Below are 13,308 nucleotides of genomic sequence, written 5' to 3' on the forward strand. Positions count from 1 at the left end.
TTGCCTTGGCACACCGTCAAACGCATTGACAAAGCTAGGTTGGTTCGGGAGTTGCCTGAAGTCGATTACGGTTCGCTCAGAACTCTGGTCATGGATGAGTTCGCATTGCACAAGGGGCACCGCTACGCCTCCGTCGTAGCCGATGCGGACACTCGGCAAGTGCTTTGGATCGGTGAAGGGCGCAGTCGCGAATCCATACGCCCCTTCTTTGAATCACTGGGCGAACACTGCGATCAAATCGAAGCGGTCGCGATGGATCAGAACAGCGCCTTTGACCTGGAGGTGAAGATGCACTGCCCGAATGCGGAAGTCGTCTACGACCTTTTTCATGTCGTTGCCAAATACGGCCGTGAAGTCATCGACCGAGTCCGCGTGGATCAGGCCAATGAACTAAGGCAGAACAAGTCGGCTCGCAGAGCGGTCAAACGTAGCCGATGGTTACTTCTAAAGAACAAGGACAACCTCAATGAAGAAGAACTTGTCAGGCTCGAAGAGCTGATGAATGCCAACCAATCCTTGGCTCAAGTCTACGTCCTGAAAGAACAGCTCAAAGAACTATGGCGAAGCTCAAGCATCTGGGGCGCCTTCAAACGCTGGCGCACATGGTGGAGGATGTGCCGTGAGTCCAAAATCAAACCCCTGCTCGCCTTCGCTGATAAACTCAGACCCTACCTCCGTGGAATCATAGCCTCAGCCAAATACCCACTCAACACCAGCGTGCTCGAGGGCATGAACAACAAGATCAAGGTCATCAAAAGAACCGCTTATGGCTTCAGGGATACGGAATACTTCTTCCTCAAGATTAAGCATGCTTTCCCCGGGAAATGACGATGAACCAAAAGAATTGCGGAAGATCAGCGGTGGCAAGATTCCCTCCCAGGCTACGATGGATTCAGCTGTCGCCTCACTGGAACGGGCCCGTGCGGATCTCCTCAGTGCTGAGGCCTCGGTGCACCAGCAAGAAGCCCAAGTTCAGATCACGGAGACAGATCTCTCGAAGACCATCATTCGATCACCGACCAAGGGTGTGGTCCTCAGTCGCAAACTGGAACCTGGGCAGACGGTGGCCGCGAGTTTCACTACACCCGAGTTGTTTGTGATTGCGGAGGACCTCGCGAGCATGCTCCTCGAAGTTTCGATTGCCGAGGCTGATATTGGGTTCGTGAAGGACGGGCAGGTCGCTCGCTTTCAGGTTGATGCTTGGCCGCAGCGCACCTACGAGGCCACTGTGTCGAAGGTCTCCTTTGGCTCGAAGGTGACCGACAATGTCGTGACCTATCCGACAGAGCTGAAGGTGGCGAATGCGGACCTGAGCTTGCGTCCCGGCATGACCGCGACGGCTGACATAGATGTCGCGCATCATACGGATGTATTCCTGGTTCCGGTCGCCGCCCTCCGTTTCGAGCCGATGGAACCGGCCGAGAATGGGGAATCAGGTGAGGAAATGTCCTTCCTTGAGAAAATGATTATGGGTCCGTCGCCACAAAAACATGAGCGCCGGGAAGGGTATGATGGGTCAGATCCCAGTTTGCTGAAACCCGCGATCTGGGTGCTGCGGGATGGTGAGCCCCAGAGGGTTGTGGTCATGCTTGGTCTCAGCAATGGGCAGATGACTGAAGTCTCCTCAGCAGATCTCTCCATTGGTGACGCAGTCATCATCCGTGAAGAGTTGGCCAAACGGTGATGAATACAGGGATTAAAGAGCCATTGATCGAGCTCCGGGAGCTGAGAAAAACCTACGGTCAGGGGACGGCGGCGTTTGAAACGCTGAGGGGCATTAATCTGGCCATTTACAAAGGAGAGTTCCTTTCGATCATGGGGCCCAGTGGTTCGGGAAAATCGACGTTGATGAATTTGCTGGGATGCCTCGATCAGCCAACCTCGGGGTTCTACTCGTATCAGGGGATCTCGGTCGAGAGTCTTGATGCAGTGCAGCGGTCTTTGCTGCGTCGCTACGCATTGGGGTTCATCTTTCAGGGATTTAATCTCCTGGCCCGCACGAGTGCTCTGGAGAACGTGGAGCTGCCATTGCTTTACCGCGGGATCAAGCGGAGCGAACGTCATCACGTGGCCCGAGAGGCGCTCGCTTCGGTCGGACTTGGCGACAAAGCTCGGAATACCCCGGCAGAGTTATCGGGGGGACAACAGCAGCGAGTGGCGATTGCCCGGGCCATCGTAACCAATCCGAGCACTCTCTTCGCTGACGAGCCGACGGGAAACCTCGATACGACGACGACCGGCGAGATCATGGACTTATTGACCCGACTGAACGCTGAACGGGGCATTACGATTTTGATGGTTACTCATGAAGATGAGGTCGCCGCGTACGCCAAGCGGGTCGTGCGGGTGACGGATGGGCTGATCGAGCACGATCGGTCTCAGGAGAAACCAAGCCGGGAGTTCCTACGATGATCGCCATGTTGGGAAATGCTTTTCTGATCGCGATTCGGGAAATCCGGCGGAACCTGACGCGGACTTTTTTGACGGTGCTGGGCATCATCATTGGAGTATCGGCGGTGATTACAATGGTAACCATGGGGGAGGGAACGACCCAAGCGGTCAAAGACGAGATCTCTCAGCTGGGGAGTAATCTTTTGGTGTTAAGCCCCGGTGTTGGCTTTGGGCCGCGTTCTTCCGAGGCGGGGGTGCCCAATTTTACACTGGAAGACGTCCGGGCCATTCGCACCCAGATTCCCGGTGTTGCTGCGGTAGCTCCGATTCGGGGAGCTTCGCTGAGCACGATCTATCGTCAGGAAGCCCGGAAATCCCAGGTTGTTGGGACCTCTCCAGAATATTTTTTCATCAATAAGTGGGTCGTCGGTGAAGGAAGGATCTTCACCGAGGGCGAAGCGGAGCGGGGAGACGCAGTTGCGGTTATCGGGAATACGGTCCGCCAGAAGCTTTTCGGATCGGAGGATCCTATCGGGAAAAAGATTCGTCTGGGGCAGGCGTCCCTTCAAGTCGTCGGTCTTCTCGCTACGAAAGGACGCATCGGAATGGAGGATCAGGATGATATTATTGTCGTCCCTCTGGCGACGATGCAGCGGCGGCTTGGGGGGCGGGGTTCCTCCCGGGATATTACCGATATCACGATCTCGGCCATCGACGATTCGGATGGCGATCAGTTGATTGCCGAAATTACCCAGCTGATGCGTCAGAGGCGGAATCTGCAATGGAATCAGGACGATAATTTTAGTGTTTTCGATACACGTCAGATCGCTGAGACGTTGAGCGCCTCAACCAAAATGATGACCATGCTTCTGGGGGCGGTCGCGGGCGTCTCTCTTCTGGTCGGTGGGATTGGAATTATGAACATTATGCTGGTCTCGGTGACCGAGCGAACCCGGGAGATTGGAATCCGGCTTGCGATCGGGGCGACCGCCCGTGAGGTCCTTTGGCAATTTATGGTCGAAGCCCTGACCCTTTCGTGTGTCGGGGGATTGGTCGGAATCGGATTGGCCTTTCTCTTCTGCTCAGTGCTCGCTCCAATCATTGAAGTGGGCTTTCTCTTCAACCTGCAGATAAATCTGATCGCTTTCGTCTTCTCGGCCGTGGTTGGGGTGGTCTTTGGATTCGCACCGGCGCGCAGGGCGGCAGGACTGGACCCGATTGATGCTTTGCGTCACGAATAATCCTCTGCTCTGCTGAAGCCTTATGAGGGTCCTGATCGTTGAGGATGATGCTGCGCTTTGCCGAAGCCTAGCCGCTACTTTGCGGGACGAGGCGATCGCGGTCGATATGGCAAATGATGGGGAAGAAGGGTGGATCCGCGCGCGGGAAGAAATCTATGACGCGGTTCTGCTCGATGTCATGATGCCGAAGCTGGATGGCTGGGAGGTGCTCAGTCGTCTTCGGCAGGAATCCAAAGTGCCCGTCCTGATGCTCACGGCGAGGGATACGATCCCCGACCGCGTGAAGGGGTTGGACAGCGGGGCCGATGACTATTTGACCAAGCCCTTCGACAACAGCGAGCTCCTCGCTCGGCTGCGGGCGTTGATCCGTAGGTCGGCGGGCTCTTCTCAGGCCGTTTTGACGGTCGGTGCGCTTCAGGTCGATACCGCGAGACGACAGGTAACCCGGAACGGCGTCGGAGTGGATCTCACTGCCCGCGAATACAGTCTCCTGGAGTATTTGTTGCTAAACCGTGGGAAGGTCTTGAGCCGGACGCTGCTCTACGAGCGCCTGTTCGACGAAAACGACGACAGCCTTTCGAACCTCCTGGACGTCCATGTCTCCAATCTCCGGAAAAAGCTGGGGGCCGAGCTCATCACTACCCGGCGTGGCCATGGCTACATCATCGAATAGGAGACCAGAGATGAAGTTCCCTTTCCATTCCCTCCGTTGGCGTCTCCAGATCTGGTATGCGGTCATTCTTCTGCTGACGATTTCCGCTTTCTGCTTCAGTGCCTACCAACTCTCCTGGTTGAACCAAACTCGCCGAATCGATCGGAGCCTCGTTGAAGAAGAACGGGAGATGATCGAAGCCTTCATCAAGGAGGAGCCTAATCGACAGAAGAGCGAATCGAATGGAGAGGATCGGTCCATATCTCCGGCGGAGTTCTTTCTCCGGGAGTTGCAGGAGGGAGCTGTCCAGCTTCCCGAAGGATTGGAAAGTTCGTTCGATTCGCGGAATGATGGGTTTCAGTATTTTGCCTTTGCCGACGCGGATGGACGGGTCCTTCTCGCCAGTTTGAACGCACCGGATGACATCCGTTTTCTCCCTGTCCCCGAGCGGGGGATGGAGGAAGATTTCCAATTTGACGGGGCCCGTCGTGAAAGCCGGAGTAGCTTTTCCTTTGGTCTGCGGACGGTCTACGGCAAAGATATTACCCCTGAATTGCGCGATCAGCAGACATTTGCGTGGTCACTCGTTCTATCGGGGGGAGCTCTCTGGGTCATCGGCCTTCTCGGTGGGTGGTGGTTGGCGGGGCGAGCGATTCGCCCGATTCAGTCCATCAGTCGCACCGCTACCCGCATCGCCGGGGGAAATCTGGACGAGCGCATCAACGTGTCGGGCCGGGAGGACGAGCTGCACCAACTCAGCCGGGTTTTGAATCAGACCTTCGACGAACTTCAAAATTCGGTGGAGCGGCAACGCCAATTCACCGCTGATGCCTCCCACGAACTCAGGACTCCCTTGACGATCCTGATCTCGGAGACGCAGCGGATGTGCAAAAAGACACGGTCGGTGGAGGAATACGCTGAGTCGATGGCAGTGTGCCGTGATGCAGGACAGCGGATGCGGAAGCTCGTGGAGAGCTTGCTCCTTCTGGCGCGCCAAGAGGATCAGGTCGTCAAATTTGGCGCCGAAGCCGGGGAAAAAGTGGATTTCGCGGAGGTTGCCGAACAGGCCGTGCGAGAGATTCGTCCGCTCGCGGAGGAGAGGGGCGTGAGGTGCTTAACGAGTCTAAGCCCAGCCTCTGTCGTTGGAAGTCGGGCCGCGTTAGGGGTGCTGGTCAACAATCTGATCTCGAATGCGGTGCTTCATCATCCGGGTCAGGGTCAGGTCGAGGTGCGGGTCGAAGAGACTGAGGGGGAGGTCATCCTCATCGTTGCCGATGATGGAACGGGCATCGCCGCCGAGGATCTTCCTCATATCTTTGAACGGTTCTACCGGGCGGATAAATCGCGCACGGACTCGGGAGAGCACTCCGGGCTGGGTCTGGCATTGGCGCAGTCGACCGCCAAGAACCATTGCGGAAGTATTTCGGTGGAAAGTCGAAAAGGCGAGGGAGCAGTCTTCACCGTAAGATTGCCGAGCTGGGGGGCCGAATGTTCTTCCAAATCCTCCTGATGGGCGCGTATCTTCTCGAGTTTCCTGTTTTCCGGCTGCCGGGGATTGAATCGGTGCCGTTTTGAACATCGTATGCCGTCAGAACCAAAATCCACTCCGCGCTTAATCCGCAGACCCGTTTATTCGACTCTCTGGCGGATGGCTTTGCCGATGCTGGGTGGGACGTTTGCCATGAACGCCTTCAACTTGGCGGATACTTGGTTTGTGGCGAAGCTGGGAACCGTTCCGCTGGCGGCGATGGGGTTCAGTTTTCCGGTGGTGATGTTGCTGATTACCTTGGCGCTCGGGCTGGGGATGGGGGCGACGACTGTCATTTCCCAGGCATTGGGGGCCAGTGATCATGAGAGGGCGAAGCGGTTGACGACCCACGCGATCATTTTGTGCATTCTCATTGTCGTTTTCGTCTCCGTGGTGGGGCTGTTAACGATCGAGCCGGTCTTCCGCGCTCTCGGGGCCGGGCCGGAGGTCATGCCGGCGATTCGGGGGTATATGCAGGTCTGGTATCTGGGGGTGATCTTTTTGGTGATTCCCATGGTGGCCAACAATATCATCCGAGCTACAGGCGATACCATCCGGCCGAGCATCATCATGGGAGTGACATCGGTGCTGAACATTTTTCTGGATCCCATTTTTATCTTCGGCTTCGCCTTTATTCCGGAAATGGGAATCCAAGGGGCGGCTTTGGCTACGGTTCTGTCCCGTGCCGTATCCTGTGTCGCCGCGCTCTGGATTTTGATCCACCAATATGATCTGATCACCTTCTCGCGACTTCGTTGGGCCAATATTTGGAATTCCTGGAAGGCGGTCATGCGGATCGGTCTGCCCAGTACGGTGACTCAGGTTCTCATGCCCATCGCCGGGGCGATCATCACTTGGTTGCTCGCCCGGCACGGCCCTGCTGCGGTGGCAGCTGCGGGGGTTGCGGGGCGTTTGGAAATGTTTGCCTTTATGGTTCCCATGGCTCTGGGGATTTCATTGGTCCCCTTCGTTGGCCAAAATTTTGGTGCAGGACGATTGGACCGGGTCAAAGAGGGGATGTTTTACGGGAATACTTTCGCTTTTGGCTATGGCCTCATCATCGCCGTGGTTTTCTGGATCTTTGCTCCGCAGATCGGCGGTCTCTTCAGTCAAGATGAAGCGGTGATCGGGGTTCTGACCCAGTACATGCGGATCATTCCGGTCGGCTATGGTCTCCTTGAAATCCAGCGCTACAGTGGTTTTCTCATGAACGGGATCAACAAGCCCATGCAGTCGCTCTGGCTCAATGCTCTTCGTATCATTGTCTTGTTGATTCCGCTCTCCTTGTTGGGGGACAAATTCTTGGGGCTGACAGGCATTTTCTGGGGCCGCTTAATCGCCGATGTTGTCTCGGGGACCGTTGGTTTGGTCTGGGCGATTGCCTTGCTGCGCAAGGTGAGTGCGGAGAAAAACGCTGGATGAGTAGCCGCTCAGCTTCAGCTGCGCGGCTTGTGGTTTCGTAGATTCGACCAGCTCCACCTTTCCTCGAGGGGTAAAGCGAAACGGCCGGTGCTCCGTATGCAGGTAGAAAACTTTTTTCCCTTCAAAAGGACTCTGGGTAGGCGGATGGGCGACGCGGTGGGCGCAGCTGAAGCTACGGCCTTACTAATGTAGCCGCTCAGCTTCAGCTGCGCGGCCTGGGGTTTGGCATCCTTCGTAAGCTCATAGAAGCGATTACTGTTGGATCGGTTCCCCATGGTTCCGTCGATAGGCGTCCGGGGAGACTCCGTGGACCCGCTTGAAAGATCGGGTGAAGTGGTAGGGGTCGGGGAAGCCGAATTCATCGGCGACTTCCTTGACCAATTTCCCTTGGCGGACCAGCGAGAGTGCCGCCGATTTCATCTTCTCCTTCTGCAGAAACCGATACGGGCTCTCGTGGGCAAATCGGCGGAAGAGTCGGCTGAGGTACGCAGGATCGACATGGCAGGCGCGGGCCACCTCATCAGCTTGTTTCAATCGGCGGTGATGGTTGAGGATAAAATCCCGGCAGCGTTCATAGGTTTCGTAGCCTTGGCTTGAGGCTTCTCCAAGAGGCGTCTGGTGAGTGCTCGCGAGCATGATAAGAGTCTCGAGTAGCAATCGACAGAGTCGGGGTGACTGGGGAATGTCTTCGGCCCCGGAATCGATCAATCGGTCAAAAATGTCGATGGCACCCGCATTCGCGCTGAGGCGGTAGAAGCCGGGGATCTGTAGTCCATGGGTTCGGAGAATGGAGAGAGCCTGAGGACCTTCAAAGTCGACGAAAAGCTTGGTGAGGCGCTGTTGGGGATGAGTTCGGATCTGGTGGGGAATGCCGGGTCCGTAGAGAAAGAGACTCCCGGGAGAGAGATCGTAGGAAACACCGTTCAAGCAGAGGTTTCCTTGCCCAGAAGCGACGAGCTCGAGACCAACATAAGGAAAGGTTTTTCGATCAATTGTGTAATCCTCCGCACAATGTTCCCGACCCCCACAGATTACAGTAAGCCCGTCGATAGGAGTCGGCTCCTGAAAGAAGAAAGTTCGCTCACGTTCAACCTCACGGGAAAAGAAGTCGGGAGTTTTCTGTTTTGAGGTTTCCATTGTGGGAGAGGTCGATAGGTCAAGAATTGGCATGGAATGGTCAGTTCCGTCCATTGTCAAAGCGGAAGCTCGAATCTAGAATGGTGAGCATGGAATACCGCCCCCTAGGATCCACCGGAATGTCTGTTTCGTGCTTGAGCTTTGGTGCCTCGTCGCTGGGCTCGGTCTTTCGTGAAGTTTCGCTGCAGGAATGCATGGATACGGTGCAGGCAGTGTTGGAGGGAGGAATGAACTTCATTGATGTTTCTCCCGCCTATGGGGAGACTCTCGCCGAGCTGAGATTGGGGAGAGCCCTTGAGGGGGTTCCCCGAGATTCATACTATCTCGCCAGTAAAATTGGCAGCTATAGTGAGGCCCGGGGCGACTACGACTATTCCAAGGCCTCGACTGAACGCAGCGTCGCTCACAGCTTAAAACGGCTCGGGGTGGACTACTTGGACTTGATCCAATGCCACGATATTGAGTTTGCGGACCATCGCCAGATTCTGGATGAGACTCTGCCCACGCTGCTCAATCTTAAGGAACAGGGGATCGTTCGACACATCGGTTTGACAGGACTACCTCTGGGCATGCTGAAGGGGATCTTCGATCGTTCAGATCCGGGGACGGTTGAGACGGTGTTGTCCTTCTGTCACTACACCTTGAATGACTCTTCCCTCTTGGACTGGATTCCTTACTTCAAGGAAAAGGGCGTGGGGATCATCAATGCCTCGCCTACGGGAATGGGTTTGTTGACCGAGCGCGGGGCCCCGGACTGGCATCCCGCCTCGCAGGAGATTCAAGAAGGCTGCCGGAAAGCGGTGGACCACTGTCGCGCCAAGGGAGTCGATATCGTTCGGCTGGCGATTCAATACAGCTGTGCGAACCCTGAGATCGCGACCACTCTGGTCGGCACAGCGGATCCTCAAAACATTCGTGATAATCTCGCCTATGTCGAGGAGCCGATCGATGCCGAGCTCCTCGCGGAAGTGCAGGAGATTCTCGAGCCGATCCACAACTTCAACTATACCCGGGGCCTTCCTGAGCACCGGGATCCCATCCTTTCCTAGGAGGTTATCGTGCGTATTTTTGATCTATCCCAGCCGCTCTTTGACGGGTGTCCCAATTGTCCGGCCCATCCACCCATTCGGCTTCCGCGAAGTGCCGATCATCCTGAGGACGGCTGGCGGATGGAGGAATTTCATATGGCTTCCCATAGTGGAACGCATCTCGATGCACCTCTGCACAAGATTGCCGGTGGCAGCAGTATCGACCAGTTTCCTTTGGAGGCTTTCTGCGGTCGTCCTGTCGTTGCGGATTTGATCGAGCAGGTCTCTCCAGGTCGTGCGATTGGGAGCGAGTTGCTGGAGTCCGTTCTGGGGTCTGGACCGGATCTCAGGGATGCGATTGTTTTGCTGAATACCGAGTGGGGATCGCTGCGAAAGTCAGAAGAGCGCTGGCTTTATCAATCGCCATACTTGCGATGCGATGGGGCGGAATGGTTGATCGAGCGAAAGATTCGGGCCGTAGGGATCGATCATTTTTCCATCGGCGGGATGGACGCGGACGAAAATTTGCAAACTCACGAAGCGCTACTCGGCGCCGGACTTTGGGTCGTCGAAGAGCTCAATTTTCGGGATGGATGGAAAGAGTTTCTTCCTGGATCCACGTTTCAAGCTTTACCCCTGAGCCTTCCCGGATTCTCGGGTTCTCCCTGTCGCGCCGTTTTGATCCAATCATGAATACCATCGTCTTACAAAAGCCGGAAAAGCTAATTCTTGAGGACACCTCTGAACCGGGGGATCCGCCAGGAGGGGAGGCCTTGGTTCAAGTCCATCGGGTGGGTGTCTGTGGGACCGATCTTCATGCCTATCGGGGTATACAGCCATTTTTCCAGTATCCTCGAATTCTCGGGCACGAGCTGGGCGTCGAAATCCTCGCGGTGGGGCCCAACGATCAAAATCTAGCGCCCGGCGATCGATGCTCGGTAGAGCCTTACCTGAACTGCGGCAAATGTATCGCCTGTCGTCGGGGAAAAGGGAATTGCTGCACTTCCCTCAGGGTCATGGGGGTTCACGTTGACGGCGGGTACCGGGAGCGCATTCATGTGCCTGTGCATAAGCTCCACCGTTCCAATGATTTGGGCTATGATCAGCTCGCGTTGGTCGAGACCCTGGGAATCGGAGCTCATGCCGTAGCAAGGGCTCAGATCGAGTCGGGCGAGGTGGTGCTCGTGATTGGTGGAGGCCCGATCGGTCTCTCGGTCATCCAGTTTGCCAAAGCAGCTGGAGCCCGCGTGATCGTGATGGATCTCAACGAGAATCGACTCGCCTTCTGTCGGGAGGCGATGGGAGTGGATGCGACCCTGAGGCCAAGCTCATCGGAGTCGGTGGTTGCGCAACTCGAAGAACTAGCAGACGGGGATCAGCCCACGGTCGTCTTGGATGCCACGGGAAATGCAAACTCCATGCAGTCTGCATTTTACTATCCGGCCCACGGTGGCCGACTGGTATTTGTCGGTTTGTTTCAGGGCGATGTCACTTTCCACGATCCGGATTTTCATAAGCGCGAGTTGACCCTTCTGGGCAGCCGCAATGCTCGACCGGAGGATTTTCGAAACATTATTGGCATGATTGAAAACGGGAGGATCGATACGACTCCCTGGATTACGCATCGGGCACCGCTCAAGGAGGTTCCTGAACGTTTCCCTGAGTGGACTCGACCGGAGAGCGGAGTTCTCAAGGCGATGATCGAAGTTTCGTAACGCGGCTGATCTTTTGCCATGGGCAACTTGTTGCAGCCTTGCCCCCTCCTCGGGATTCTTGGCGATTGAACCGATTCCGGGGCCCTTGAATTCTTAAGGATTCCAGAGATCTTTCTCGCCACCCGAATTGTAGGGAGGCAGTGCCATCTCGTCCCATTTCTCGAAGAAACGAACGGAGCCATCGACCATCAGGGCGTCTCGACCGCCCTTATAGGTAGCTTGAGGTAGATTCGCGAGTAGGGTCGGTTCGTATACGGAAAAATCGGGGATGGTCTTTTCCCCACCAGGTCCCATGGGGCCCTCTGTTGCGAGGATTGTATTGGAGGGATCTGAAATTGTGACTAGCGGGCGTTGGACCTCGACTCGCTGACCCTTCTCGTTTTTCGAGTCCATTCTAAGCCTTTCGTTCATTGCATAGCTTGTCACGTAGGGTCGTCCTCCATTCTGTTCGATCATATCGACGATAACTGGGGAGGTGAACGGAGAATTGAAGAGATCGTCGCGAGTCGAAGTGTGATCGGGATTTCGCTCTGCATATGCGAGCGTCGCCCGGCGCCAATAGGCGGAAGGGTCTGATCCAATATGGAAGATCAAGGGGAGTCGGCCGCCGTTGTCTTGTGCATAGAGATGGAATGCTGATCCGAGCTGGCGGAGGTTGTTGATGTTTTTCGCATGATCCGCCGACTCTCTCATCTTGCCGAAAACCGGGAGGAGTATTGCTGTTAAAATCCCTAGGACGGCAATTACTGTCAGGAGTTCGATGAGAGTGAATCCTCTCGGGAGGGGGGCGCTCTTGGGAGGTTCCTTTGGGTGAGGGGTAATAGGGGAGAAGGGGACTTTCACGATTTTAATGAGATTGAGGGGTCCTGGATTCTTTTACTTTGATCAGAGAATCAGACGATGCAAGAAAAATGCACCATGGTGCGCAGTTGGATAAGTCCGCTCTCTCGATTTTTTTATTGCGGTCTCTCAGACCCCTCAGGCTTTGCGAGAGGAGACGGGGCCGGTCGATTCCCGAACGATCAGTTCAACGGGAAGAAGGACTTGGTTGGCGGGGTCGGCGGATGTTGCGGAGGGCTTTTCGATCATTTGCCAGAGGCGCTTCGCGGCTTCCTGTCCAACTTTGCCGCGGACAGAGCTGGTCGTGGTCAATGCCGGACTGAGGTACTGCGAGAAGTAGTCGTCTCCCATTCCGGTGACTGAAATATCTTGTGGGACTCGGAGTCCCAGTTGTTTCAGGCCTCGAATCGCGCCCATTGCAATCGAATCATTGACGCAGACGATGGCGGTCGGTTTTGGCTGGTTGCGCATGAGCTGCTGAACGGATTGATCCGACTCTTCGGGGGTCCATCCAGATTGACAGATCCAGTTCAGGTTTACGGGATGGTCGTGTTTCTGCATGGCTTGGAGGTATCCGAGATACCGTTTGTCCATCGATTCGTGAGGCATGGATCCACGCATGAGAGCGATATTTCGGTGGCCGAGATCGGAAAGGTGGTCGACGATTTGCATTGTGCTGGCTTGGTCGTCCGCAGCTACGTGGGGAGCTTCAACCTGTTCGACATTGGGCCCAATGATTACGAAGGGGATCTCGTAGCGTCGCAGTTCTTTAAAATAGGGATCTTTGGCGTTCTGGTCGGCGGGTGCGACGATCAGGCCTTCGACCCGGTGGCATGCGGCCTCATGAAAGCTCAACAACTCGAGCTTCGGATCATCTTGTGTATTGTAAACGAAAGTCGAAAACGATTTTCGGAGAAAATATTGCTGGATCGGTCCAAGAATTCCTCCAACGTCTCGAGTGGAGTCCGCTAAAACGACCGCTATACACTGGCTCTTGCCGGACATGACTCCTTTAACCAGGCGATTGGGCATGTAATTGTAGGTCTCAGCGATTTTTTGAATGCGGGCTTTAACGGTTTTCGAAATGCGCGGGTCGTCTTTGAGTGCCCGCGATACGGTGGTGTGAGATACGTTGCAGATTTCCGCTAGTTGTCTGAGTCCGATGGCCATGGGTTGGATGATGGTCGACGTAGCGGAGTATCACAAGTTCTGATGCAGTTAGTTTCCATGGAGTAATTTTGATGAATAGAGCCGCCCGTAGGATTTTTGAAAGTTACAGGAATCCACAGTCAAAATCGTCGATTGCCTAGGAGAGAGACGATTTTTGCTACACAGGTTTACATGGTGCAAAAAG

The 13,308-nt window shown here is 55.4% G+C and carries 13 protein-coding genes; 10 read left to right on the plus strand and 3 right to left on the minus strand.

Annotation, left to right across the window (positions count from 1 at the left end):
- The 7 genes from H5P30_RS12260 to H5P30_RS12290 form a co-directional block, all read left to right on the plus strand.
- On the plus strand, positions 1 to 828 hold an 828-nt coding region (locus tag H5P30_RS12260), incomplete at its 5' end, for an ISL3 family transposase (protein WP_185691362.1).
- Complete coding sequence (locus H5P30_RS12265) at positions 809 to 1,684, plus strand: efflux RND transporter periplasmic adaptor subunit (protein WP_185693219.1); 876 nt, start codon at positions 809 to 811, stop codon at positions 1,682 to 1,684. The genes H5P30_RS12260 and H5P30_RS12265, both read left to right, overlap by 20 nt.
- A complete protein-coding gene (locus H5P30_RS12270) occupies positions 1,684 to 2,412 on the plus strand; it encodes an ABC transporter ATP-binding protein (RefSeq protein WP_246459706.1) in 729 nt (242 codons plus the stop codon). The genes H5P30_RS12265 and H5P30_RS12270 overlap by 1 nt, the downstream gene beginning before the upstream one ends.
- Positions 2,413 to 2,417: 5 nt before the next feature.
- Positions 2,418 to 3,632, plus strand: coding sequence for an ABC transporter permease (locus H5P30_RS12275; protein WP_185693220.1), 1,215 nt, complete (start codon positions 2,418 to 2,420; stop codon positions 3,630 to 3,632).
- A 22-nt stretch (positions 3,633 to 3,654) separates the two neighbouring features.
- Complete coding sequence (locus H5P30_RS12280) at positions 3,655 to 4,305, plus strand: response regulator transcription factor (protein WP_185693221.1); 651 nt, start codon at positions 3,655 to 3,657, stop codon at positions 4,303 to 4,305.
- Between the two features lie 10 nt (positions 4,306 to 4,315).
- Complete coding sequence (locus H5P30_RS12285) at positions 4,316 to 5,794, plus strand: sensor histidine kinase (RefSeq protein WP_185693222.1); 1,479 nt, start codon at positions 4,316 to 4,318, stop codon at positions 5,792 to 5,794.
- Positions 5,795 to 5,866: 72 nt separating this feature from the next.
- Positions 5,867 to 7,234, plus strand: a complete 1,368-nt coding sequence (locus H5P30_RS12290; RefSeq protein WP_185693223.1) for an MATE family efflux transporter — start codon at positions 5,867 to 5,869, stop codon at positions 7,232 to 7,234.
- A 252-nt stretch (positions 7,235 to 7,486) separates the two neighbouring features.
- Here the strand turns inward: H5P30_RS12290 and H5P30_RS12295 are convergent, their stop codons facing one another.
- On the minus strand, positions 7,487 to 8,371 hold the full coding sequence (locus H5P30_RS12295) for an AraC family transcriptional regulator (protein WP_185693224.1): 885 nt from the start codon (positions 8,369 to 8,371) through the stop codon (positions 7,487 to 7,489).
- Positions 8,372 to 8,460: 89 nt separating this feature from the next.
- Here H5P30_RS12295 and H5P30_RS12300 point away from each other — a divergent pair, with 89 nt between their 5' ends.
- Genes H5P30_RS12300 through H5P30_RS12310 form a run of 3 tightly spaced genes read left to right on the plus strand, consistent with a single transcriptional unit; the run spans position 8,461 to position 11,114 of the window.
- Complete coding sequence (locus H5P30_RS12300) at positions 8,461 to 9,420, plus strand: aldo/keto reductase (protein ID WP_185693225.1); 960 nt, start codon at positions 8,461 to 8,463, stop codon at positions 9,418 to 9,420.
- A 9-nt stretch (positions 9,421 to 9,429) separates the two neighbouring features.
- Positions 9,430 to 10,092, plus strand: coding sequence for a cyclase family protein (locus H5P30_RS12305; protein WP_185693226.1), 663 nt, complete (start codon positions 9,430 to 9,432; stop codon positions 10,090 to 10,092).
- On the plus strand, positions 10,089 to 11,114 hold the full coding sequence (locus H5P30_RS12310; RefSeq protein WP_185693227.1) for a zinc-binding alcohol dehydrogenase family protein: 1,026 nt from the start codon (positions 10,089 to 10,091) through the stop codon (positions 11,112 to 11,114). The genes H5P30_RS12305 and H5P30_RS12310 overlap by 4 nt, the downstream gene beginning before the upstream one ends.
- A 93-nt stretch (positions 11,115 to 11,207) precedes the next feature.
- Here H5P30_RS12310 and H5P30_RS12315 read toward each other — a convergent pair whose 3' ends face one another.
- A complete protein-coding gene (locus H5P30_RS12315; RefSeq protein WP_221774360.1) occupies positions 11,208 to 11,957 on the minus strand; it encodes a type II secretion system protein in 750 nt (249 codons plus the stop codon).
- 135 nt (positions 11,958 to 12,092) lie between these two features.
- Positions 12,093 to 13,124: a LacI family DNA-binding transcriptional regulator gene (locus H5P30_RS12320; RefSeq protein ID WP_185693228.1), complete on the minus strand. Its 1,032-nt coding sequence runs from the start codon at positions 13,122 to 13,124 to the stop codon at positions 12,093 to 12,095.
- Positions 13,125 to 13,308: the final 184 nt, after the last annotated feature.

The organism is Puniceicoccus vermicola, from assembly GCF_014230055.1.
GTDB classification, from domain to species: domain Bacteria; phylum Verrucomicrobiota; class Verrucomicrobiia; order Opitutales; family Puniceicoccaceae; genus Puniceicoccus; species Puniceicoccus vermicola.